This window comes from Gammaproteobacteria bacterium (ex Lamellibrachia satsuma), from assembly GCA_019623805.1.
Lineage (GTDB): Bacteria > Pseudomonadota > Gammaproteobacteria > Chromatiales > Chromatiaceae > QGON01.
The window spans coordinates 1,219,413-1,242,534 of the sequence record CP053680.1 but is presented as its reverse complement, the minus strand read 5'-3'; the positions used below and the strand labels follow the sequence as shown (position 1 = coordinate 1,242,534).

The following is a 23,122-nucleotide window of genomic DNA, read 5'->3' as shown; positions in this document are numbered from 1 at the left end:
ACCAATTTATAAAGTTTACGTTCTTACGGAGTATTCTCATGACAATCAAAGTAGGTATTAATGGTTTTGGTCGCATCGGTCGCATGGCCTTCCGTGCTATTGCCAAGGATTTCGCTGGTGACATCGAAGTTGTCGGTATCAACGATCTGCTGGACGCTGACTATCTCGCATACATGCTGAAGTACGACTCGGTCCACGGTAACTTCGACGGCGACGTCGCTGTAGACGGCAACAACCTGGTCGTTAACGGCAAGACCATCCGCCTGACGGCTGAGCGTGATCCTGCCAACCTGGCATGGAGCGACATTGGTGCCGATCTGGTTATCGAGTGCACCGGTTTCTTCCTGACCGAAGAGACCTGCCAAAAGCACATCGATGCCGGCGCCAAAAAAGTCGTTATGTCTGCACCTTCCAAAGACGGCACCGCGATGTTCGTACATGGCGTAAATCACGACGAATACGCTGGTCAGGCCATCAGCTCTGCTGCTTCCTGCACCACCAACTGTCTGGCACCTGTCGCGAAGGTTCTGAACGACAAGTGGGGCATCAAGCGTGGCCTGATGACCACCGTTCACGCAGCAACCGCAACTCAGAAAACTGTTGACGGTCCTTCCCTGAAAGACTGGCGCGGTGGCCGCGGTATCCTGGAGAACATCATCCCGTCCTCCACTGGCGCCGCCAAGGCTGTAGGTGTTGTACTGCCTGAGCTGAATGGCAAGCTGACCGGTATGGCTTTCCGCGTACCCACCTCCGATGTATCCGTTGTCGACCTGACTGTCGAGCTGAACAGTGAAGCTTCTTACGACGATATCTGTGCTGCCATGAAGGCCGCCTCTGAGTCTGGCCCGATGAGCGAGACATTGGGTTACACCGATGAGAAGGTTGTCTCCACCGATTTCCGTGGTTGTGGCCAATCTTCCATCTTCGATTCAGGTGCCGGCATCGCACTGGACGGCACCTTCGTCAAGGTTGTCTCCTGGTACGACAACGAGTACGGCTACACCTGCAACATGCTGCGTTTCGTTAAGCACGTTTCTAAATAAGGGCCGAGAAATCAGGGCCAAGGGCCGAGGGGGCGAGGTGTTTTTATCCTTGGCCCTCGGCCCCGAGTCCTTCAATTCCAGAGGTATTCGGCAAGGCCCCGGCTTTGCCAAATCTCTCTGAATCAAACTTACGGAGTGCCACCATGTCTTTCATCAAGCTCACCGATCTCGATCTCGCCGGTAAGCGCGTCCTTATCCGCGCCGACCTGAACGTACCTGTCAAAGACGGCAAGGTTACCTCCGACGCTCGTATTACCGCTTCCATGCCGACCATCGAACACTGCGTCAAGGCAGGCGCCAAGGTACAGGTCATGTCCCATCGTGGCCGTCCTACAGAGGGTGAGGTGGATGCTGAGAATTCCATGCAGCCCATTGCCGAGGACATGTCCAGCAAGCTCGGAACCACCGTCCGTCTGATCCAGGACTACCTGAACAGCGCTCCAGAGGTTGCCGATGGTGAAGTCGTATTGTTCGAGAACGTACGTTTCAATGCGGGTGAGAAAAAGGACAACGAAGACCTGGCAAAGAAATACGCTGCCCTGTGCGACGTGTTCGTAATGGATGCCTTCGGTACCGCGCATCGTGCACAGGCTTCAACTCACGGTGCCGGCAAATTTGCGCCCACTGCTTGTGCGGGTCTGCTGCTGGCCAGTGAACTGGACAACCTGGCCAAGGCGCTGGCCAATCCGGCTCGCCCCATGGTAGCCATCGTCGGTGGCTCAAAAGTCTCTACCAAGTTGACTGTACTGGAGGCGCTCTCCGAGAAGGTGGACCAGTTGGTGGTCGGTGGTGGTATCGCCAATACTTTCCTCAAGGCTATGGATAACAACGTCGGTAAATCTCTCTGTGAGGACGATCTGGTAGACACCGCCAAGGCGCTGGTGGAAAAGATGAAGGAGCGCGGCGCCAATATTCCGATCGCCACAGATGTGGTTTGCGGTAAAGAGTTCAGCGAAACTGCTGAGGCCACTCTGAAGGCCGCAGGTGATGTGGAAGATGACGACATGATCTTCGATATTGGTCCTGACTCCGCCAAGGAGTTGGCTGATATAATCGCCAAAGCCGGTACTGTTGTCTGGAACGGCCCAGTAGGCGTATTTGAGTTCGACCAGTTCGGCGCGGGCACCAAGACGGTTTCCATGGCCATTGCCGATTCCGATTGTTTCAGCCTGGCCGGTGGTGGCGACACGATTGCCGCTATCCAGAAATATGATATTTACGACAAGGTCACCTACATCTCCACTGCCGGCGGTGCTTTTTTGGAGTACCTTGAAGGCAAGACCCTGCCTGCGGTTGCCATGCTTGAAGCAAGGGCAACTGAATAACAAAGTTGAAGCGGTAATCAAGCACCATCGGGCAGTCGCCCGATCATGATCCTGTCGCTGAAACTTAGCTAAAGAGCGTTATGCCAAGACGAACTAAGATTGTTGCAACCCTGGGGCCGGCAACCGACGACCCTAAGATGATGGATAAGATCATTAGTGCGGGGGTGGATGTCGTTCGGCTCAACCTTTCGCATGATTCGCATGATTCTCAGTTGGATCGGGCTGAGCGGATTCGGGATCGTTCCCGTGCGAGCGGCAGGCAGGTCGGCGTACTTTGCGATCTGCAGGGTCCCAAGATTCGTATTGGCCGGTTTAAAAACGATTACATCGTGCTGGACGAGGAAGACGAATTTATACTCGATGCGAGCTGCCCGCTTACGGATGGTGATGGAACCCGTGTCGGCCTGACCTATCCTGATCTTGTCAATGATGTCTCCCGTGGCGATACCCTGCTGCTGGATGATGGCGCGCTTGTTTTCTGGATCTCCGAGGTTGATGGCCAGGAGATTCACTGCAAGGTTGTTGTCGGCGGCAAACTCTCCAATAACAAAGGCATCAATAAACAGGGCGGTGGTCTGTCGGCTCCCGCGTTGACGGAAAAAGACCGCGCCGATATCAAGTTCGCCGCGGAGGTCGATGCTGACTATCTAGCCGTTTCGTTCGTGCGCAGCGCAGATGATGTCAGCGAGGCGCGCAAACTTCTGGAAGAAGCAGGCGGCAAGGGCGGCATCATCGCCAAGATTGAACGGGCCGAAGCACTGGACTGCATCGAAGAGATCATTGAGGTGTCTGATGCCATCATGGTTGCACGCGGTGACCTGGGGGTGGAGATTGGTGATGCGGAGCTCCCTGCAGTACAGAAGAACCTGATTAAAATAGCACGCAAGATGAACTGCGTGGTGATCACAGCGACCCAAATGATGCAGTCGATGATCGATAGCCCGATACCGACTCGTGCCGAGGTCTTTGATGTGGCCAATTCCGTGCTGGATGGTACGGATGCGGTGATGCTTTCAGCCGAGACATCTGTGGGTAAATATCCCCACAAGGTCATAGCTGCAATGGATCGTGTCTGTGTCGAAGCTGAAAAACAGGCAATCGTGCGGCGTTCCCAGCACCGTATCGACTCTGTTTTCGGACGCGTGGATGAAGCCATTGCAATGGCGACCATGTACACTGCAAACCACCTCGGCGTGACGGCAATTGCTGCGTTGACTGAGTCGGGTTCCACATCCAAGTGGATGTCCAGAATTAGTTCAGGCATTCCGATTTATGCATTGACCCGGAATGTGGAGACCCGCAGAAAAGTCACGCTCTACCGTGGCGTTTACCCTGTCAGTTTCGATGACGCCAGCACCAACATGGGCGAGGTCAATGAAGAAGTTATCGACGAACTGCTGCGCCGAGGTGAAGTTCGCGAGAACGACCTGGTAATCATCACCAAGGGGGATCGCTCCGGTGTTGAAGGCCAAACGAATATCATGAAAGTGATGCGAGTGGGTGAGCATGTGCTGCCCAAAGAGAATTAGGCAAGAACCTGCGGGTTCTTGCCGAGCGTTTAACCCAGTTATAGAAACCAACTCAAGGAGGCTATCATGGCCCTGATTTCCCTGCGCCAACTTCTGGATCATGCCGCTGAGCACAGCTACGGCTTGCCAGCGTTCAACGTCAACAACATGGAACAGGTGCACGCCATCATGCAGGCGGCAGATGCGGTTGACAGCCCTGTTATCCTGCAAGGTTCTGCCGGTGCCCGCTCCTATGCCGGAGAACCCTTCCTGCGCCACTTGATCGAGGCTGCAATCGAGATGTACCCCCACATCCCGGTTTGCATGCATCAGGATCACGGTGCATCTCCGGACATCTGTCTGCGTTCCATCCAGTCCGGCTTCAGCTCGGTCATGATGGATGGTTCTCTGATGTCCGACGGCAAGACCCCGTCCACCTATGAGTACAACGTAGAGGTCACCAAGAATGTGGTCGATATGGCTCACGCTGGCGGCGTCTCTGTTGAGGGCGAGCTGGGCTGCCTGGGTTCACTGGAAACCGGCATGATGGGCGAAGAAGATGGCCACGGTGCCGAAGGCAAGCTGGACATGGATCAGCTGCTGACCGATCCCGATGAGGCTGCTGATTTTGTCACTAAGACAGGAGTTGATGCACTGGCCATCGCAATCGGTACTTCCCACGGTGCCTACAAGTTCACCCAGGAGCCTACGGGCAAGATCCTGCGTATCGACCGCGTGAAAGAGATTCACGAGCGCATCCCCGGCGTCCATCTGGTCATGCATGGATCTTCTTCCGTACCCCAGGACTGGCTGAAGATCATCAACAGCTACGGCGGCGACATGGGTCAGACCTATGGTGTGCCGGTTGACGAAATCGTTGAAGGTATCAAATCCGGTGTGCGCAAGGTCAACATCGATACCGACCTGCGTATGGCTTCCACGGGCTCTATCCGTCGACATCTGGAAGAGAACAAGAGCAACTTCGACCCACGTAAGTTTCTCAAGGAAGCGACTAAAGGTATGTCCGATATCTGCAAGAATCGCTACGAGGCATTCGGTTCTGCCGGTATGGCTTCCAAGATGACCGCGACCTCTCTGGAGACTATGTTTGGTCGCTATGCGAGTGGAGAATTGGATCCGAAAGTCAGCTGATCGGCTGGATTCAAGGTAGGAAAAGGGGCGTTTGACGCCCCTTTTTTGTGTCTGAAATATTGGGTTTTGGTACGAGTAGCGTAGCGCTCAGGCAAGTATCCCTGCATGCTCAAGCGCCTGCTTGAGTTGCTTTGGGGCAAAACCAGGCAACTGCAGGTCACCGACCACGATCATCGGCACACTTCGCCCTCCCATGTTGAAAAAGCGTTTCTGCATTTTTCCGGCCTTGCCCACATCAAACTCCAAAAACAGCACCTTGTTAGCCTTCAGCCACTCTTTGGCGCGCTTGCAGTGGGGGCAGCGCTGGGTCGTGTAGATTACCACCTTGGCGGTGTTTGAATTGTTATTCACCATAGGATTCAACAGCTATTCCCAGTCGGTCAGGCGCCGGTCAAACGCTTCTCCGCCTCCCGGTATTTCTCTGCGGTTTTTCGAATGATCTCTTCAGGTAATTCAGGACCCGGTGGGGTTTTGTCCCAATCAAGGGTTTCCAGGTAGTCGCGCACGAACTGTTTGTCGAAGCTGGGTGGGCTGATGCCGGGGCGGTATTCACTTGCGGGCCAAAAACGGGATGAATCAGGGGTCAGTACTTCATCGATCAGATGTACGGTGCCGTGATCATCAAGGCCAAACTCAAATTTGGTGTCGGCGATGATAATGCCTTTCTCGCGGGCAAAGTCGGCTGCTTCTGTGTAGATACCAAGACTCAGGTCACGTACCTGCCCGGCAAGGTCCTTACCGATCAGGTTTACGGTCTTCTCAAAACTGATATTTTGATCGTGCTCACCCACTTCGGCCTTGGTCGATGGAGTGTAGATTGCCTCAGGCAGTTTGTCGGCCTGCTGCAGTCCTTGCGGCAGTCGAATACCGCAAACCCCTCCGCTGCGTTGATAATCTTTCCAGCCGGAGCCGATCAGATAACCCCTGACGATAGCTTCGACCGGCAGAGGCTTGAGCCTGCGTACGACGATTGCCCGGTCACCCAGTACAGAGCGCTGGTTGGCGTTCGGGATGACCGATTCAAGGGGGATGTCAGACAGATGGTTCGGTACCTGATCTCTGGTCCGTTCAAACCAGAAATTTGCCACTCGCGTCAGCACCTCACCCTTGCCGGGTATGGCTTGTGGCAGAATGACGTCAAATGCCGATAGACGGTCACTTGTCACGATCAACAGATGATTATCGTCGACAGCATAGATATCGCGGACTTTCCCCCGGCTAACTTGTTCCAGGCCGGTGAGATTGGATTCAAACAGGGTGTTATTAGCTTTGTTCATGGCGCTTGTCAGTTTAACAAAACTGTATTATAACCCGCTCAACATCAGCTTTCTTCCCATACTCACAGTTTCTCCTATGCAAATCGTATTTTCGGCTGAGAAGTGTGTCCGGATTCAGCGCGTGGTATGTAGTAACTGTGCAGAAATTACGGATACAGACAGATTGTTGAAACCGAGATGAGTATTAATCCCAGGAAATCCACATGCGGATTGTTAGAGTCGAAAAATCATGAATGAAGAGAACGACTATCTTCGTGTCTTTCGTGGCAGTTTTACCTCAGCATTACGCTGGCACCATCTGGATAGTTTATGGGAGGTGTTGCGTATGGATGCCGGCGGGGGGTGGTATATCTATGCGGTCGGCGAGCAACCTCCCTCCGGGGTGGTTGATGCGGATGGCTTCAATCGATTTATCTCTGAAATCGATGAACTGCTGCGAAAAGAGCATGATGAGGATTACTGCGGCATTGTTTATGCGGACGATCTGACCACACCCTCGTTCGTTAAGATATATGATCCCAATAACCTGGGCGTCTCCTGTGGTTATAGTGATAATCCCCCTCTGCCGGGTTGGGTGATGAGCAAGATCCAGCCTGTTGATCTGCCATCAACCCAGGTGCTTCCTGGAAATAGGAAGCGCTGGTGGCGGAATCTGTTTGGCGCCTAACGCCTTCCGATCCTGTAAATCCATGTCTGGTTAGTGGGAAATAAGCCCGTTTTCCCGTGTTAGACTGCCGTTAACAATCCTGTTGGCAGGTAATAAATTCACGAGTGACATTTGGTTGGGCTATGAACGAAACAGCGCAAGAAAACGGGAAGTTGTCTTTGGATGAGCGTCTGGAGATGACGCGTGGCGTGCTGAACATGCTGAAAAACTGGGGACTCAGAGCGGAAGAGATGATGGCGCTGTTGGATCTGGAAGGAAAGCCTCGTCATATGGCACGATATCTTAACGACCAGCCCTTGCCTGACAACCCAGGCATCACCAAACGAGTTGAGTATCTGATCCGTATAAATGATGCGCTTCGTACCACCTACCCAATGAATCCGGATATGGGGCGGCGCTGGATGCGACAGCGCAATACCAAGTTACAAAGGCGTTCACCCTTGGCGGTTATGATCGAAGGCGGTGAACGTGGGTTGGTGAATGTACTTTGCCACCTTGACTGCACTTACGCCTGGGATATGAGTGGGTCGAAGAACACCTCCTGCAGGAATATCTCAGGGTAAGGCTTCATCTTGGCTGCCCGGCCTGTTCCCTCTCCCTGCGTTGCAGCCAGACATCCAGCCCCTGGGCATTCAATTCGATATCCATGGCCAGTAGTGCCTTGAGTCGGGGTTCCCCTAGCGAACAGCCGTGCTTCATAAGCGCGTTATAGGTCCATGCCCATAATTTTTCCTGGATTCCAGCTATGCGGTTCTCTGCTTCCACAGTCAGGGCAATCTCTGCAAAACTGTCGATAGCCTGGTGCAGGTCATCTGCCAGACGGTTCATGTCGTTCACTTTTCCATAGTGGGTGAGGTAAGCGCTGGATGGGTTTATCTCCATCAGTCTGCTTAATGTGGCCTGCCAGGCTGGTGGGTCGAACTGGACCGGTGTGGTAGTGGGCAGAATAAATGCACCCTTGGAGGTATCCAGGTCCCGATAAGAGAGACCAAAGGTATCGCCGGTAAAGAGTCCTTTACTCCTGTCGTCATAGATGCAGATGTGGTGCCTGGCATGGCCAGGGGTATCGAGGCAGAGCAGAGACCTGCCGCCGAGTTCGATCATAATCTCGTCGGATGCCTCAATCACTCTCTCCCGTGGGATGGGAATCAGTCGGCCAAAGGCTTTGCGGAACTGTTCCTCTCCGTAGACGGCAGTGGCGCCAGCAGTCAGTTTTGTCGGGTCGACCATATGGCGGGTGCCAAAAGGGTGGACGACAAGCTGCGCCTCGGGGCACTTTTCCATCAGTGCGCCAGCACCCCCTGCGTGATCCAGGTGAACGTGGGTCACGATGATGTACTTCACCTGGTCGGTGGTTAGTCCACGGGCTTCCAGCAGCTTGAGAATAACAGGCAGGGTATAGGTTGTGCCTGTATCGACAAAAGCCAACTCCCCCTGCGCCTCGATCATGTAACAGGCCGCGAGATCTGGCCGTTGATAACCTGTGTCGATACAGGTTATGGCGTACTCTAGCGTTTGATAGGGAGAATGGCCCATGTTCAGTGAAGATAGCCTTCCTGTGGTTGGATGTTACCGCCGCTATTTTGCTAACGCGAGGATACGCTTGGTGATCTTTGTTTTAAAGGGTTTGGGAAAGAGCACGATCCAGTAGATGATGAACAGGATAATGCCACCTCCCAAACTGCCGTAAATCAGGATTTCAACAAAACGGTCATCCAGCAGATGGCGTACCAACAGCAGCCAAAGTGTAAAGGGTATGACTGACAGCAGGGGGATAAAGAATACCTTCACGATGAAAGTGCTGAGAGGGATATTTAAAACCTTGCAGGCGTGGTAGGGAACCAGAAGCCCAAAGCTAATGAAGGTCGGTACGGCAATTAAGAGCGATGCTCCTTCCAAGGTCCATCCAATGGTATTGAGTGTGGAAATGCCGATAATAAGTGAAGCAAAAGTAATGATGATGCTCCACTTTCCGACAAAGCCATGCTTGTTTATTCCCATCAGCACCCGGTAGAACGGATCCATCGAAATTGGCAGGAAGTAGGCGATGACTAATACGAGAATGAGCGTCGTGTTGATATATTCACTGCCCATCCAGACTGTCATGATGACATCGCCGTAGATGAAAAAAGCGATTAGGAATGGTGCAGTGAGCGCAACCCCATAGCGTGCAGTAATAACCATAAGCTCTTTCAGCTCTTCGGTTTTACCCGCACCGTGAAGCGCACCTACCGTGGGTATCAGGACATAGGTGAATTTACGCACGAACGTCTCTATGTGTCTGACGATTGCTACTGGCCGGGTAAACACAGCCAGGGCTGCCGGTCCAAGATTGCTGACGATAAAGACACTGGTCGTTTGCAGCATGATGATCGGTACTATCGAGGCTGCAAAAGTTTTTCCGCCAAAGTGGATCAGTTTTTTGGCTCGCTCCCAGGTTGCATACTGGGGAGTAAATCTCAATTCAGGGCAGAGGTGACGGGCGTAGATCATGCGGATGATTTCGCCAAACAGGGTGACGGCGAAATAGATGATGCTGATGCTGATGAGATCTCCGCCCATCACCAGGGCGGTAATCATGCCTACTACCGTAATGAAGTAAAACCCTGAACTGATAGCGTTATGCATCCCCCAGCGGTGATAGCCGGTGATGATCCCTTTGGCCGGTTCCAACGCCATCTCCAAGGCAAAAGCCGCACCCAGAAATAACATGACTCCTTGAGCCATCTCCAGGTTGCTACCGAGTTTTTCGGCGAAAAAGATAGGTATGATGTAATAGATAATTGCGAGTATGGCCAGCACAATGGCTGCGACGCCTGCTTGGATCACCAGTATGGTGGAAATCGTACCGCGCATCTCGTCGAACTGTTCGCTGGCTCGGTATTTGGCGATATAGCGGTTCAATTGAGCGCCCAAGCCCATAGTGGTAAGACGCATGTAGGCTACGAGGGACCAGCAGAAATCCCAGATACCCAGCGCCTCTTGGCCGATGTTGTTGTCTATCATTCTGGGCATGACGAATCCCGCAACGATGAAGACAAGATACCCCGCCCAGCTGGTGATGACATTCCAGATCATTCTGTCGCGACCTGAAACATCCTCTTTTTTTTCATTTGTTGAGTCAGACACTGCGCTATACCATTTTCAAAGAATCGTTTCGCTTGCCAAGCATGGATCGGGACGGGAGCATGGTCAATTCTACCGCCGATTGGAAGCGTGTTTGTTTGAACAAATGTTCCAGCGCTGAAAAATAGACTTTAGGCTCTACGCTGGTAGTGGTGATCGAGCATAACACCGACCAGATTGAAAATCCGGGAGCACGCCTCAATAATGGATCAATGGGGAAGTCCGGATGCAATGTGACGTGGTCCAATGGACAGGTACACCCCAGTTAAGCATCATTGACTTAATTCTACTTTGTCAGATTCCATCACCCGGCAACCGACTGTTCCAGCGTCTGTTTTCGATATTGGGAGTCGATAGCCGCTTGTCGTTTACGATGCCGTTTCGTCATTTGCCGTAGTATTTCATCGCGTTCAATATCTCGCCGTGGCAGGAAGGCACGCAATAGCGATTCGATGTCTGAACAACTGAGTAAGGGGTGATCATCTTTTTGCACAATTCGCTCTTCGAGCATGAATAACATCGCCATCATGACCAAGGCCATATGGTGATGCCAGGATTTCCATTTACGGGCCTGATAATCAGCAAGACCTGATTCACTCTTACCATCCTGGAACGAACGCTCAACCCAGAACCGCTGCGCCTGCATCTTTGCAAGACAATGGGATGGCGTTTCTTCCGGTGCATTCGACAAGGTGTATTTAATCGTCTCCGGTGAATTGACCTCTCGTCGTACAATCAGGTGCCATTGATGTGCCTGGGCTTCTTTTCCATCCCAAAGCCAAACCCGATGATGCAGGATCTCGACGCGCAGTTTGCCCTTGCTGCTATCCCGTAATACCACTTGCTGCCACTCGCTGTCCCGTTGCTCATTGAGCCACTGGTCAACGCGCAGACGGGCTGCCTGGGCTTGCAGACGACTTCGACGACGACCGCGCGTTGTCGTGCTCTCCGGTATGAACGGCTGTGGATCTTCCAGGTAGACCTGTTGGTCTTTGTGGATGTCCACCACAAAGGTTTCACCCATCGCCTCCAAACCCCTCAGAAAAGCCGGATCCTTCCCGTATCCCCCATCTGCACCCACCCAGGCAAAACGCAGGCCAAGCGTCCTCTGATGACGCACCATCTCCAGCGCCAACTCTGACTTGCTTTGATGTTTCCGTTCAACTTCCGGGATACCCACCTTGCGACAGCGAGCCGGGTTCGATACCCACTCTTTGGGTAGATAGAGACGTTCATCTATCAGCGTGGACAAGTGCCCTTTACCCAGTGCTGCGAATACACCAACCTGGCAGTTATCCACCTTGCCCTGGCGGCCATTCCATTGGCGTTTAACCCCCACTGAATGTTTACCCTTCTTGGCAAGGCCACTCTCATCGAGCAACAGACAGGTATCCGCGGTTCCACCCAGCCATTGATCGGCTTCCAGCGCCACTTGGTCTAACACCGCACGATGATCCCACGGGGACTCGGTGAGCATATGCTGGAGACGCTGATCATCTGCGCCTGCAACCACCTCTTCCATGCGTTCCATGTTCTTTCTCTGCGCTTGCATCAGGCCTTTGAGATAGTGTGTGACCGGTTGAAACACCGACCTCGTCTTGCTTCGAAAATGGGATTCAAAGCGGTACTGGAAACGTTGGAATCGCTCCGCTATGCGATCGATTCTACTTATGCGCGTATCAGGTAATTCAAATGACCTTGGTGCTTGTCATTTGATGCTCTTCCTTACGATGATTGCCAAGAAATTCACAGCATATATTTTATATTATTCAGTGAGTTACTTATAGATCTAATCTGACAAAGTAGAATTAACTGAGGTAGAAAAATGAAAGAACGAAAGAAATATTCGAAGGAATTCAAGCTAGACGCGGTCAGTCTGGTTCTTGAGCAGGAATATACTCGAAGGGAAGCAGCAAACAGTCTGGGCATCAATGCCCAAATGCTGGGGCGCTTGGTGAAAGAACATCAGGCAGAAGATGGGCAGGCATTTCGAGGCAATGGCAAGTTGAGTTCTGAACAGGAAGAAATCAGGAAGCTCAAGGCTCAGGTTAAACGCCTTGAGATGGAGAAAGAAATCTTAAAAAAAGCAACGGTATTCTTTGCAGCAGAAACGAAGTGAAATATTCGTTCATCACCCAGCATAAGAATGCCTATCCAATCAGCTTGCAATGTCAGGTTTTGGGTGTGAGTCGTAATGGTTACTACCAGTATCAAAGGGGCTTGGGTAACAGGCCAGACCGAATACATCAGGAGATGCTGGAGTGGGTTGAGGATATCGCCAAGAGTTCAGACTACACTTATGGCAGTCGCAGAATGAAAAAAGCCTTGAATGTCCTGGGCTATCCGGTGAGTCGGAATAAGGCAAGGAAGTTAATGCGTGAAGCCAATGTACAGGCGCGTCAGCGCAGGAAATATAAGGTTACGACAAACAGTAACCACCAGCAGTCGGTTTTTAACAACCTGCTCAAGCGAGAGTTTGCTGTGGCCCAGCCCGATCATGTCTATGCGGCGGACGTGACTTATGTATGGACCCAGGAAGGCTGGTTATACCTGGCGGTAGTGATAGACCTGTATTCACGTAAAGTGGTCGGCTGGAGCATGAGTTCCCGGATGAAGGCAAAGCTGGTCTGTGATGCATTGCAAATGGCGATCTGGCGACGTCGACCGAAGGGCGGATTGATTCACCACTCAGATCGTGGTTCTCAATATGCCAGCAAGGCTTTTCGGCGGTTACTCAAAGCCCATGATATCAATGGCAGTATGAGCAGGAAGGGTGACTGCTGGGATAATGCTGTAGTGGAAAGCTTCTTTGGCAGCCTCAAGCAGGAACGGGTGCATTGGAGAAGCTACCAGACACGTTACGAAGCCCAGCAGGACATATTGGAATATATTTCCATGTTTTATAATAGTACGCGGCTGCATTCATACCTGGATTATATGAGTCCGAATGATTTTGAGCAGCAAATGATGGCGCAGAAAAAAGCGGCTTAACTGGGTGTAACAAAATCCTTGACCACGTCAATGGCCAACAAAAAGAGGGGATCCTTATTTCCTGAAATGGAGAACCGTTTGAGTTTGAAGAGGTTATCACCTGGATCGTTGACGCCCACATCGGTCGTTACTGCTGAAGTGTATCCGGTCTCTTTGAGTATATCGACTGCTTGTTGGTCCCAACTACCGTTTGGGTAGCAGAAATGACGACAGCTTTCCCCTATGGCCTTCTCTATTGCCTTTTTTGATCTGACGACCTGGTCCCGCGATGCTTCAGCCTCCGTCTGGCCTAACCGAACATGATCTACGGTATGGCTGCCGATGGTGACTTCATTGGTACGTGAGACATCGACTACTTCATCCCAAGTCAAAATGGAAGACCAAGGGTCATTCATCATGATCTGGTTGATGCTTCTTCCACTCTGCTTTTCAAGTGATCCCGCCAGTTGGTCGAAGTAGTTACGCATCTCGATATCCGGCATATCGGCATGTTTCAGAATTCTACGCAGCCGAGCAAATGATTTTGACAATGCGTGTCTGCTGGAATTGTCGATGGTGATTTCGGTCTCTTTGTGCCGGATAGTTTTACCGTTGATATCAGCAAATTGCAGTGCATAATCAAGGCGATCGACCCAAAAGGGGCGTTGCTCCTCGGTATGGCCGGTAGTGATGTAGAAGACGGCAGGAACACCATATTTCTGCAGCACGGGCAGTGCATGGGTTGCGTTATTTCTGTAACCATCGTCGAAGGTAAATACGCAGCAGTTGGGCTTTGCGGGCAGCCGTCCTTTCAGTATTGCAATCGCTTCATCCAAGGTGACAAAGTTGTAATAGCGACTAAAGAGCTTGAGGGTTCGTTCAAGATATTCAGGCGAAAGTTGTGGTCTAAGCGGTTCCCATGAGGCATCTTCCGCATGGGTATCCATGACGCCGTGAATCGTAAAAATCGTGATTTTTTTTCTTCTGAAAAAACGCAAGATCCTGAGGGCTCCCGTCCATTGAAATATTTTCAGAATAGCTAGTTTTAGATACATCTTTTTCCTTAAACTTAAGGCAATCAGTGGTATTTAACGATATTGGATATTCCAAGGCGAGGATTAATAGTATCTGTCCCAGAAATATTTGTTTATGTCTCCTGCCACCCTCTCCGGGCGAACTCCAAAATGATACTGACATCCTCTGTTAGGTATTATGGTGGTAACTTGTCGTAATAATCAGAATGATTCTCGTGGCGAACTGAAAATAATTATAAATTCAGATAACAGCCTGAGGTGTGTCTCTATTGTAGCGGCAGGATTTTATATTACTTTAGGTTACTGCATGTGTACTAAAATGGAGAATTGGAATTCAGAATGTGTGTAAAAACTTTTTAGTGGCCGTTGAGTTTAACCTTGTTTTGAGGTGATTGATCTGTCTGGAGCAGTCCCGTCATAAGTCTAAAGAAGTCAGGTAAATTCAATCCATCGAATTGGCTGTAGTCCTGGTTTTGTAGCCCTACACTGCCGCCTTGGGGTTTAGTTCCGGCAGGCGGTTATCAACCCCCTGTTTTTTTCCACTGCGTCGAGCGCGGAGCAGCGGTATACCAGGCCGTATCTCTCGCTTGAATTCCCGTTTCCAGGCTTCAAAATCGAGGGTGGTGTGGCCGTAGATCGCCTGATCCAGATCGTGTATCAGGCTGCGCACCCGCTGAGGATTGGATCTTGGCTGAAAATTGATGATGCGGTCTGCAATGCTCGCAAAGGGTGCTCTGGGAGGCATATCCAAATGTTTGTTGGCCAGGAATCGCAGAGTGTAGCCCCAGACGTCAGGATCGTTTTCCTGATCAACGCAACGTACGCAGAACCAGAAACGGATTGACAGTGGCAGCATGCCGACCAGTTGACGGCGCAGCCGTTGCCACTTGGTAATTGGATTGAGGCAGGCAGTGGTGGTGCGAAACTTCTCACTGAGCGGGGCGAAAGCCGGTGCCATGTTCAGGAAAGGCTTCTTCAGTGCAATGGTGAGCGGCGCAAATGCAGCGGGAGGTTTCTCCTCACGTTTTCGATTGGCGATCCAGATCGCCAGCCAGTAACCGAAGATAACACCCGGTGCCACGGCCAGTGGGATCCAGAAAGCGGCGGGGGAGCCGGCTGGAAAAAATGTGCTCGTCTTGGTCAGGCCGAAAAGCCCTTCCCCCCTTAAACCACTACCACTGACAGCCAGGGGTTTGACGGGTTCGGAGGCATGCTGCGGCATGCCTGTCCTGATATTCCACCAGGGTATACGCAACTCGGGTAGTTGCAGGTCACCACCATGCTGGGGGACCAGCGTGAAGGTTTCGGTGCGGCTTCCCCGAATTTTTTTGCCACTCTTGCTGAGTTTGGTTTGGGTGCGAGTCTTCTCCCGGTAAATCCGAAAGGCTGGGCTTTGCAGCTGGCGTTCGAGACTGGGCAGGAGATTACCGGACGCGCCAATGGCCTTGATTTCAATCGTCAGGCTGGTGGGTTGCCCGGCAGCGAAGCGGGTGTTCTCCGGTAGCCTCGTATTGAGGGTCAACTGTTCAAGCGGCAGCCAGGGATTGATGGAAGGGTCGGCATCTTTGACATTGAGTTTCAGTGGTTTATCATTTATCGCATCGAAAGCCTTGGGAGTGCTGCCGTATCCACTCATAGGTTCCAGTGTCCCGGTAACGTGAAGTGGCGGAATCTCGATCTTTCCGGGGCGCAGAGGCGTCACCTGGTAGATAAATCCGGTCACGATCTCCTGATTTCCTTTACGGGTGCGGGAGCTGGCTGTGGGGCCCTCGATCTTCTGGAATATGAGCGCGTCGGTTTGCGGCAATTGTGGTGAGGCGGTTTTGAGGTTGCCGTCACTGATGATGTTGAGATGGAGTAACAGGTTCTCCTGCAGATAGGGGGTTCTGCCTGAGAGTTTGATCTCCAGGCGAGGCGGGCGGGATTGTTGACTGTAGTACGGTGTTTGACTGTATCCCGGGCGCTGCATGCCCGGCCAGCCACCAGGTCCGTAAGAGGGGGGCTGCACGGTTGGCGGGGGAAGTTTCGGCGAGGGGGTACCCTTACTGCGCTGATCCGGTGGAGCATAGTTCCACTGGCCGACCGGGGGTTGCCAGGGCATATAACCGGGGTAGCCGCCGGGTGCCGCTACGGCATTGGCTGCCAACAGCAGCAATAGCAGAATGCTTGGAAAAGCGTGCAATCGTTTATCCATCCTCTGAGAACCTCGGTGGTTTCCAGTATTTATTTGATCTTTTATTTATTAGTGTCGGAGTCAAATTTGTTCGGCTCCGACCCCAGCTTATTTTGCGGGCTACCAGGGGCGCGTCTCAAAATCGCGGCCGCCTTTGCTTCGTAGATAGTCATACTCCTGAAGTTTGAACTGCTTTTGCATCAGCTGAGCCGGGTCGCCTTCGACCTGTTCCAGCCACTGCTCCATCAGTGCCATGCCTCCACTCATACGGGATTGGCTGTCGTCACCGGGACCGCCGCCTTGCTGTTGGTCGGCATCAGGGGTCGACATATCACCCATTTGGTCGACCTGATCGACGGCTTCAGGGGTTGGTTGGCCCTGTGGCAGTGTTTCCGGGTCCTGCTTCTCCTCTCCCAGTCTGCCGGCAGAAGGTTGATCCTGCTCTGCTGAATCTTCATCCGGTGATTCTCCAAGGCTAGCAGATTTTTCCTCGGGTGATGGCTCTTTTCCGGCAGTATCTTCCTGCGGTTCATCCTGCTGGTTGGCCTCTGCATCCTTTGCTTCGGTCTGCTCCTGTTCGGACTTTCCTGCCTGGTCAGTACGATCCTCCTGTTCGCCGCCTTCACCTTCGTCCTGCTGTTGTTCGCCGGCCTTGGGTTCTTCCGACTCCTCTTCGCCAGCCTCACCCTGCTGCTCAGGGTCATCCTTCTCCCGACCCGCTTTATCCTGCTGTTCGCTCTCGTCCTCTTGCTCTCCGGACTGCTGGCCCTGCTGCTCGTCCTCGGATGAACCCTCCTGATCCTGTTCTCCCTGCTGCTCGCCTTCCTGCTCGCTTTCGGACTCTCCCTCGCCCTGCTGTTCCTCTTCGCTCTGCTCGCCGGATTGGGACTCCTGCTGCTGTTCGCCTGAAGAACCCTCCTGTTGTTCCTCTGACTCCGATTCTCCCTCTTGTTGCTCCTCGGACTCCTGTTCGCCGGATTCCTTCTGCTCCTCTGACTCCTGTTCGCCGGACTCCTTCTGCTCTTCGGACTCCTGTTCGCCGGACTCCTTCTGTTCTTCAGACTCCTGTTCGCCGGACTCCTTCTGTTCCTCTGACTCCTGTTCGCCGGATTCCTTCTGCTCTTCGGACTCCTGTTCGCCGGATTCCTTCTGCTCTTCGGACTCCTGTTCGCCGGATTCCTCCTGCTCCTCGGACTCCTGTTCACCAGACTCCTTCTGTTCTTCAGACTCCTGCTCCGCCTTCTCTTCTTCGGTCAACTCATCCTCTTCGAGCTGCTCCTTGGCCATCAGGGTCCGTGTAAGCGCCAGGTTGTAACCGGCATCCTCATGTTTGGGGTCATCTGCCAATACCGACTCGTAGGCATCGACAGCGCCTGGATAGTCCTCCAACCTGAAACGCGCATTGCCCAGGTTGTAGCGTGCATCCTGCTCTACCTCGTCCCGCTCAACAGCGGCAAAACTTTCGGCCGCCGCTGCATAGTCGCCCGACCGGTATTGGGCCACACCACGGCGATAGGGGTCGCTGAAATCCTTTGCCGCCTCTTCATAGTGCCCTTGCTGATAGGCGTCCTCGGCGATTTGTTCGCTGTTGCGGAACCATTCGGCTTGCGTGGGGGCACAAATCAGAAGCAGGAGCAGTGGGATGAATCGCCTGTTCATAGACCCCCCTCCGTATTCTGGCGCCGAAAAGTCGGCAGCAACAGCAGTACGAGCGGAATCAGCATCCAGTAAAATCGCTCGTTCCAGATCCTGGTCTTCTCATCAGTGGCTACCGCTTCTGCAGCGTCGGAGGCTGCAAGGGTGAGAAGGGTGCGGCTGTCATCATCGCGAAAATTTGCCTGTAGATAGTGGCCGTTGCCGGTTGACGCCAGCTGTTTGAGTAACGGCTCGTTGAGCCGGGATTCGATAATCTTGCCTGCGCGGTCGCGCATCAGGTCGCTCTGGCCGGTAGGTGCGGGTACAGGACCGCCGCCGCTGGTGCCGATACCGAGCACATGCAGGCGTATGCCGTCTGCCGCCAGGGCTTTGACTCGATTGGCCAGATCGGGCTCATCGAAATCGCCGTCGCTGATCAGCAGAATCGAGCGTCCGCCCTCGCTGGGCTGGCCTTTGAGCAGCTGTTCCGCCTTGTCCAGTGCAGTATGCAGACGGCTGCCCTGCAACCGGGTCAGGTCGGTGGAGAGAGCGGGCAGGGCGTTGAGGATGCTCTGGCCGTCTTCCGTAATGGGTGAGACGATGTGGGAGACTGAAGCGAAGGCGATCAGGCCGATACGGACCTCCCGGTTGAGCTGTACCAGATCCTGGATCTCCTGACGGGCACGGCCAAGACGGGAGGGTTGCACGTCGGCCACCTCCATGGAGCGGGAGATGTCCATTAGAATGATCAGGTCGCTGCCGGGGGTAAATGCCTCCACGTCGGTGTAGTCCCAGCGGGGGCCGGCCATGGCGATCACCGCAAGAATCCACAACAGTGCCCAGCGGATGAAACGTCCCCAGCGTTCATTGATCTCAAGCTCCCGTACGCCGGTGAGGTGGGGCAGCAAGTGCTCATCGGCGTAGAGATGGATTGGCCCCTTGCTGGGACGGGTGACGCTGAAGATCAGCCAGCCGAGCACGGGTAGTAGTCCAAGCAGGGCGAATAGCCACTCCGGGCGGGCAAAGTGGAAGGCTGCATCAGGCATAGCCACCTCCCTTCAAGGTGCGTTTGCGACCCTCAGGAAAGAGTCCCATGACCAGCAGGCAGATAAGCCCGATGCCGAGGGGCCAATGGTAGAGCGGCTGTGGAATGAAGATGGTGCGGGACTCTGCTTCGGTCTTCTCCAGCTCGTCGATACGCTGGTAGATCTTCTCCAGGGCCGCAGTGTCAGTACCCCGGAAGTAGGCGCCGCCGGAGGTTTCCGCAATCTGCCGCATCACCTCTTCATTGAAGCCGAGGTCGCTGCGATAGATCAGCCGTCCGTTCTCCATGATCGGTACCTCTTCACGATCACTGCCGACGCCGATGCTGTAGATACGGATGCCTTCCCGAGCTGCTAACTGTGCCGCTTTCAGCGGGGGGATGGTGCCTGCAGTGTTCTCGCCGTCGGCGATCAGTAATAGCACCCGCGAGCCTTCCGGGCGATCACGCAGTTTTTTTACGCCCAGTCCAAGGGCATCACCCATGGCCGTACCATTGCCGGCGATGGTGGGAATCACCTCGTTGAGCAGGCTGCTTACCGCCCGGCGGTCGAAGCTCAGAGGCGACAATACATAGGCCTGGCTGCCGAAGATAACCAGGCCGATGCGGTCTCCCTGGCGTCCATCGATGAATTTGCCTACGACGCCTTTCACCACCTGCATGCGGCTCACCTGTTTGCCTTTGACAGTGAAGTCGAGGGCGTCCATGGAGTGGGAGGCGTCCACTGCCAGCATCAGGTCGTAACCGGCAGTGCGATTCTCCGTGTAGGGTTCGAGCCACTGGGGGCGCATCAGTGCGAGCACCAGGGAGATCCAGAGCAGGCTGAGCAGGATCCGGTAGAGCAGGGCGCTGACAGGAGTGCCGGGGCTGCGTGTCTGAAAAGCCTCCTGCAGGTGCGCGAGTGAAGGGTGAAGCAGGGTGGTCTGATTGCCCTCCGTCAACGCCTGTTCCTCACTCTTCGGGCGATGCCAGAAGAGTCGTATCAGGAACGGCAGGACCAGCAGCAGCGCCATCCAGGGCCAGTGAAATTCAAACATGACAGGCTCCCTCACTGCTGACCCAGCGGATGGCGGCATCGATCAGGCGGCCAAGGGCAGCGCGATCGGTATCGAGTCCCGGAGGGGCGTAGGGGAGTTGCAGCAGCAGTTTGCCATTCTGCTGCCAGTCAAAGCCTGATTTGTCATTCTTCTTCAGCCACAGCAACCAGGCATCCCCGGTCAGAGCCGCTGCATGGGGCCGCCCGCAGCGGGCGATGGCGATGCGGCGTAGCAGTTCAGAGAGTTCCCCGGCGACCTCTTTGGTGGCCTGGATTTTGAGTTTGCGTTTCAGTTGCAGCAATCGACGGCGGGCATCTTTCTGCCAGCGCCCGAGGGGATAGAGCTTGCGTTGACGCAGCAGCCACATGACGAGCAGAACGAAGAGAACGATGCCCAAGGCGGAGAGCCACCAGCCGATGGCCAGGGGCCACCAGGAGGCGGGGTCAATTGTGTGAATGTCGCGCAGTGAGTCCATATCAACAACTAGCGCGCGCCGAAGTGACGGGCAAGTGCGCGGGTCAGGGTGATGTGGATCTCTTCGTCGGTGCTGACGGGCATCAAGGGTACACCAAGGCGGTTGCAGAGTGCCTCGAGTGTGCTGCGGCGCTGCTGCCAGATCTCACGGTAGCGGTCACGGGCCTGTTGATCACGGGTATCTATCTCTATCAGTTCCCCGTCCGGTCCAGTAAACGTGACCCTGCCCATCTCAGGGATTTCGCTTTCCGCGGGATCGTCTACCGGGATCAAAACCAGTGTGTGGTGTTGGCAAAGACGTCCCAGCGTCTGCTCCAGGCCGGCTATCTCCCGATTCATATCGGCAATAACGAAAATCAGCGAGCCGGTGGGGGTACCCCGGTCCGCCTTCTGCAATGCTTCGGAGAGACAGTCGATCTGTCGTTTCTCCTGGCTGCCCTCAGTGGTAAGGGTGTGTAGCAGGCGCCAGAGGGCGCGGCGGCCCTTGGTGGGACGGATATACTGCATGCCGATCCCGGCGTCGCCGAACAGCATGCCACCCACCCGATCATTGAGTCGCGAGGCTGCCCAGCCGAGCAGGGCGGCAGCCTTGGCGGCCTGAATCGATTTGAAGGTACCACGGGTGCCAAAGCTCATGTGAGGCCCCTTGTCCACGCAGAGCACTACGCTCCGTTCCCGCTCCTCACGGAAGATCTTGAGGTGGGGAACATTGGTGCGGGCGGTGACGTTCCACTCCATATTGCGGATATCGTCGCCCTCCCGGTATTCGCGCACCTCCTCGAAATCGAGACCGGTGCCACGGAACACTGATGAGTAGAGACCGCTGAAACTGGAGTTGACCAGGTGGTGCGAAGCCAGACCAAGGGTATGGGCCTGATGCCGCAGTTCCAGCAGGTCGTCGATATGGGGGTAGAGACTCATGGTGAGACGCTTCCTCTGACAACCGGCGGGATTAAGGGATTGCGACCATGTCCAGCAGACGCGCCAGGAAGTCGTCTGTGGTGATGCCCTCCGCCTCGGCTTCAAAGGTCAGCAGGATGCGGTGACGCAGAATCGGTGGTGCCACAGCCTGAATATGGTGTGGGGCGACGAAATCCTCGCCGTCGAGCCAGGCCCGTGCCCGGGCGCAACGGGCCAGTGCGATACTCGCACGGGGAGAAGCGCCGAACCGGCACCAGCGGGCCAGATCGGCATCATAGGCCTTGGGATTGCGGGTGGCCTGTACCAGATCCACGATGTAGTTGTTCAGTTTTGGATCGAGGTAAAGTTCTGCCGCTTCCTGGCGGATTGCGAACAGGTCGTGCTGGGAGAGCTGCTTTGACGGGGGCTTGGGGGCTTCCGTCATCTGGCTGCTGTCCAATGCCAGAATCTGCAGCTCCTCTTCGCGGCTTGGATATTCCACGTTTGCCTGCATCAGGAAGCGGTCGAGCTGAGCCTCAGGCAGTTGGTAGGTACCTTCCTGCTCTATCGGATTCTGAGTGGCCAGTACCATGAAGAGCTGCGGCAGCGCATAGGTCGTCTGGCCGACGGTTATCTGATGTTCCGCCATTGCCTCAAGAAGCGCGGACTGGACCTTGGCTGGGGCACGATTGATCTCGTCACCAAGTAGAATATTGTGGAAGATCGGTCCCTGACGAAACTCGAACTCTCCCTTTTCGTGGCGATAGATGTCAGTGCCGATGAGGTCAGAGGGCAACAGATCGGGGGTGAACTGGATGCGATGGAAGTCACCCTCGATCGCCTCGGCCAACGCTTTGACCGCCGTTGTCTTGGCCAGGCCCGGCAGGCCCTCCACCAATAGATGTCCGTCACTGAGCAGGCAGATCAACATCGCGTCGATGAAGTTCTGCTGCCCGATGATGCGGGAGGCCAGATGTTCGCGGAGGGGGTCGAGGTCGGAAGGATTCATACTACAGCTACTTTTATAATGGGTCGTTATCTGTCCACCACGCCTCACAGTGCGCTTGGTGGGCGCCTGATGCGTTGATGACAATCTTGTAATCAGCGCCATCCTGTCGCCAATTCGGATAAAGTGCAAGCAGTAGAAGTGTTGTGAGTTATTTGATTATTAGAATCTTATTAATTTCCGGTAGATGATTATGTCCAGCTATCGCTGCGCGCCATGGAGAGCGAAGCGAGGGCGCGTAGTCCCCGGAAGGCGTAGGCGCGGGCGTATGGCCGGAGTGGCGGAAGAACGAAGTTCTGCAGCCAGCGGAGGCCATATGCAAGCGCATCCGACACGCCGTCTAGCCATTTGAGGTAGTGCTGCGTAGCCAGCGCCGAGCGAAGCAATGGTGTGGCGAAGCGGCACGGACGCAGGGCGGCCGGGGCACAATAGGCTGTCGTGACAAGCGAGGGCGAAAGGGGGACTGGGATGTCCCGTTTCGCATCCTGAGCGTCGCGACACACTTGCCGGGGTTTTGCAGGTTTCGGAATGCACTTTCGCCAACACCCCGAAAATTATGCTTGAAATTTGTGGAAAAGTCGCTTTTTCAGCATGTTGCATGGTGATTTATTCACACGGTGCCTATTGCGCTGCCAGTGGCGGGGTATTTGTCAACAGGCAGAGTGTAATTTTTTAGTGTATTGGTTTTATTCTTTAATATTCAGTTGGTTAGTGAATTGTTTATTTTTTTTACAATCTAATGAGAAGTCAATG

21 protein-coding genes are annotated in these 23,122 nt (G+C 54.0%); 7 read left to right on the top strand and 14 right to left on the bottom strand.

The window, feature by feature from the left end; all coding sequences use genetic code 11:
- The first annotated feature begins 38 nt into the window (after positions 1-38).
- The 4 genes from gap (at position 39) to HPY30_05210 (ending at position 5,028) form a co-directional block, all read left to right on the top strand.
- Entirely contained in the window at positions 39-1,043 is a 1,005-nt protein-coding gene (gene gap / locus HPY30_05225) for a type I glyceraldehyde-3-phosphate dehydrogenase (protein QYZ65438.1), read from the top strand.
- A 143-nt stretch (positions 1,044-1,186) separates the two neighbouring features.
- On the top strand, positions 1,187-2,368 hold the full coding sequence (locus tag HPY30_05220; protein ID QYZ65437.1) for a phosphoglycerate kinase: 1,182 nt from the start codon (positions 1,187-1,189) through the stop codon (positions 2,366-2,368).
- A gap of 80 nt (positions 2,369-2,448) precedes the next feature.
- Positions 2,449-3,897, top strand: a complete 1,449-nt coding sequence (gene pyk / locus HPY30_05215) for a pyruvate kinase (protein QYZ65436.1) — start codon at positions 2,449-2,451, stop codon at positions 3,895-3,897.
- 66 nt (positions 3,898-3,963) lie between these two features.
- Positions 3,964-5,028 (top strand): fructose-bisphosphate aldolase class II, encoded by a 1,065-nt coding sequence (locus tag HPY30_05210; GenBank protein ID QYZ65435.1) that lies wholly within the window; start codon positions 3,964-3,966, stop codon positions 5,026-5,028.
- Between the two features lie 87 nt (positions 5,029-5,115).
- On the opposite strand, the gene HPY30_05205 is transcribed toward HPY30_05210, so the two are convergent.
- Together HPY30_05205 and HPY30_05200 are read right to left on the bottom strand one after the other, a co-directional pair.
- The gene (locus HPY30_05205; protein QYZ65434.1) at positions 5,116-5,382 is read right to left on the bottom strand and encodes an NrdH-redoxin; all 267 of its coding nucleotides are present in this window, start codon (positions 5,380-5,382) and stop codon (positions 5,116-5,118) included.
- A gap of 26 nt (positions 5,383-5,408) precedes the next feature.
- On the bottom strand, positions 5,409-6,305 hold the full coding sequence (locus HPY30_05200) for a phosphoribosylaminoimidazolesuccinocarboxamide synthase (GenBank protein QYZ65433.1): 897 nt from the start codon (positions 6,303-6,305) through the stop codon (positions 5,409-5,411).
- Between the two features lie 229 nt (positions 6,306-6,534).
- Here HPY30_05200 and HPY30_05195 point away from each other — a divergent pair, with 229 nt between their 5' ends.
- Positions 6,535-6,972 (top strand): hypothetical protein, encoded by a 438-nt coding sequence (locus tag HPY30_05195; GenBank protein QYZ65432.1) that lies wholly within the window; start codon positions 6,535-6,537, stop codon positions 6,970-6,972.
- A 122-nt stretch (positions 6,973-7,094) separates the two neighbouring features.
- A complete protein-coding gene (locus HPY30_05190) occupies positions 7,095-7,535 on the top strand; it encodes a DUF2384 domain-containing protein (GenBank protein QYZ65431.1) in 441 nt (146 codons plus the stop codon).
- A gap of 4 nt (positions 7,536-7,539) precedes the next feature.
- On the opposite strand, the gene HPY30_05185 is transcribed toward HPY30_05190, so the two are convergent.
- The 3 genes from HPY30_05185 to HPY30_05175 all read right to left on the bottom strand — a co-directional run bounded on the left by HPY30_05185 (position 7,540) and on the right by HPY30_05175 (position 11,650).
- Positions 7,540-8,508 carry an MBL fold metallo-hydrolase gene (locus HPY30_05185; GenBank protein ID QYZ65430.1) on the bottom strand — a complete coding sequence of 323 codons (969 nt, stop codon included), beginning with the start codon at positions 8,506-8,508 and terminating at the stop codon, positions 7,540-7,542.
- A gap of 42 nt (positions 8,509-8,550) precedes the next feature.
- A complete protein-coding gene (locus HPY30_05180) occupies positions 8,551-10,101 on the bottom strand; it encodes a transporter (GenBank protein ID QYZ65429.1) in 1,551 nt (516 codons plus the stop codon).
- 301 nt (positions 10,102-10,402) lie between these two features.
- Complete coding sequence (locus HPY30_05175; protein QYZ65428.1) at positions 10,403-11,650, bottom strand: IS701 family transposase; 1,248 nt, start codon at positions 11,648-11,650, stop codon at positions 10,403-10,405.
- Positions 11,651-11,923: 273 nt separating this feature from the next.
- Here HPY30_05175 and HPY30_05170 point away from each other — a divergent pair.
- A protein-coding gene (locus HPY30_05170; protein ID QYZ65427.1) for an IS3 family transposase occupies positions 11,924-13,089 on the top strand; the annotation gives its coding sequence in 2 pieces (ribosomal slippage) (positions 11,924-12,185 and positions 12,185-13,089; 1,167 coding nt in all).
- Here the strand turns inward: HPY30_05170 and HPY30_05165 are convergent.
- The 9 genes from HPY30_05165 to HPY30_05125 all read right to left on the bottom strand — a co-directional run bounded on the left by HPY30_05165 (position 13,086) and on the right by HPY30_05125 (position 22,704).
- A complete protein-coding gene (locus HPY30_05165; protein ID QYZ65426.1) occupies positions 13,086-14,066 on the bottom strand; it encodes a polysaccharide deacetylase family protein in 981 nt (326 codons plus the stop codon). The two genes, HPY30_05170 and HPY30_05165, sit on opposite strands and share 4 nt — an antisense overlap.
- Positions 14,067-14,583: 517 nt before the next feature.
- Positions 14,584-16,296, bottom strand: a complete 1,713-nt coding sequence (locus HPY30_05160) for a hypothetical protein (protein ID QYZ65425.1) — start codon at positions 16,294-16,296, stop codon at positions 14,584-14,586.
- A gap of 99 nt (positions 16,297-16,395) precedes the next feature.
- Positions 16,396-17,934 carry a tetratricopeptide repeat protein gene (locus tag HPY30_05155; GenBank protein QYZ65424.1) on the bottom strand — a complete coding sequence of 513 codons (1,539 nt, stop codon included), beginning with the start codon at positions 17,932-17,934 and terminating at the stop codon, positions 16,396-16,398.
- A complete protein-coding gene (locus tag HPY30_05150; GenBank protein QYZ65423.1) occupies positions 17,931-18,956 on the bottom strand; it encodes a VWA domain-containing protein in 1,026 nt (341 codons plus the stop codon). Before HPY30_05150 ends, HPY30_05155 begins: the two co-directional genes overlap by 4 nt.
- On the bottom strand, positions 18,949-19,989 hold the full coding sequence (locus tag HPY30_05145; protein QYZ65422.1) for a VWA domain-containing protein: 1,041 nt from the start codon (positions 19,987-19,989) through the stop codon (positions 18,949-18,951). The genes HPY30_05150 and HPY30_05145 overlap by 8 nt, the downstream gene beginning before the upstream one ends.
- Entirely contained in the window at positions 19,982-20,464 is a 483-nt protein-coding gene (locus HPY30_05140) for a DUF4381 domain-containing protein (protein ID QYZ65421.1), read from the bottom strand. Before HPY30_05140 ends, HPY30_05145 begins: the two co-directional genes overlap by 8 nt.
- Before the next feature lie 8 nt (positions 20,465-20,472).
- Complete coding sequence (locus HPY30_05135) at positions 20,473-21,384, bottom strand: DUF58 domain-containing protein (protein QYZ65420.1); 912 nt, start codon at positions 21,382-21,384, stop codon at positions 20,473-20,475.
- A gap of 31 nt (positions 21,385-21,415) precedes the next feature.
- A complete protein-coding gene (locus HPY30_05130) occupies positions 21,416-22,372 on the bottom strand; it encodes a MoxR family ATPase (protein ID QYZ65419.1) in 957 nt (318 codons plus the stop codon).
- Positions 22,373-22,560: 188 nt separating this feature from the next.
- Positions 22,561-22,704: a hypothetical protein gene (locus HPY30_05125; GenBank protein ID QYZ65418.1), complete on the bottom strand. Its 144-nt coding sequence runs from the start codon at positions 22,702-22,704 to the stop codon at positions 22,561-22,563.
- Positions 22,705-23,122 lie beyond the last annotated feature (418 nt).

Bases quoted from the DNA above. Each gene is read 5' to 3' on its own strand.
- gap (QYZ65438.1), top strand. From the start codon at position 39: ATGACAATCAAAGTAGGTATTAATGGTTTTGGTCGCATCGGTCGCATG.
- HPY30_05220 (QYZ65437.1), top strand. From the start codon at position 1,187: ATGTCTTTCATCAAGCTCACCGATCTCGATCTCGCCGGTAAGCGCGTC.
- pyk (QYZ65436.1), top strand. From the start codon at position 2,449: ATGCCAAGACGAACTAAGATTGTTGCAACCCTGGGGCCGGCAACCGAC.
- HPY30_05210 (QYZ65435.1), top strand. From the start codon at position 3,964: ATGGCCCTGATTTCCCTGCGCCAACTTCTGGATCATGCCGCTGAGCAC.
- HPY30_05205 (QYZ65434.1), bottom strand. From the start codon at position 5,382: ATGGTGAATAACAATTCAAACACCGCCAAGGTGGTAATCTACACGACC.
- HPY30_05200 (QYZ65433.1), bottom strand. From the start codon at position 6,305: ATGAACAAAGCTAATAACACCCTGTTTGAATCCAATCTCACCGGCCTG.
- HPY30_05195 (QYZ65432.1), top strand. From the start codon at position 6,535: ATGAATGAAGAGAACGACTATCTTCGTGTCTTTCGTGGCAGTTTTACC.
- HPY30_05190 (QYZ65431.1), top strand. From the start codon at position 7,095: ATGAACGAAACAGCGCAAGAAAACGGGAAGTTGTCTTTGGATGAGCGT.
- HPY30_05185 (QYZ65430.1), bottom strand. From the start codon at position 8,508: ATGGGCCATTCTCCCTATCAAACGCTAGAGTACGCCATAACCTGTATC.
- HPY30_05175 (QYZ65428.1), bottom strand. From the start codon at position 11,650: ATGCAAGCGCAGAGAAAGAACATGGAACGCATGGAAGAGGTGGTTGCA.
- HPY30_05160 (QYZ65425.1), bottom strand. From the start codon at position 16,296: ATGGATAAACGATTGCACGCTTTTCCAAGCATTCTGCTATTGCTGCTG.
- HPY30_05155 (QYZ65424.1), bottom strand. From the start codon at position 17,934: ATGAACAGGCGATTCATCCCACTGCTCCTGCTTCTGATTTGTGCCCCC.
- HPY30_05150 (QYZ65423.1), bottom strand. From the start codon at position 18,956: ATGCCTGATGCAGCCTTCCACTTTGCCCGCCCGGAGTGGCTATTCGCC.
- HPY30_05145 (QYZ65422.1), bottom strand. From the start codon at position 19,989: ATGTTTGAATTTCACTGGCCCTGGATGGCGCTGCTGCTGGTCCTGCCG.
- HPY30_05140 (QYZ65421.1), bottom strand. From the start codon at position 20,464: ATGGACTCACTGCGCGACATTCACACAATTGACCCCGCCTCCTGGTGG.
- HPY30_05135 (QYZ65420.1), bottom strand. From the start codon at position 21,384: ATGAGTCTCTACCCCCATATCGACGACCTGCTGGAACTGCGGCATCAG.
- HPY30_05130 (QYZ65419.1), bottom strand. From the start codon at position 22,372: ATGAATCCTTCCGACCTCGACCCCCTCCGCGAACATCTGGCCTCCCGC.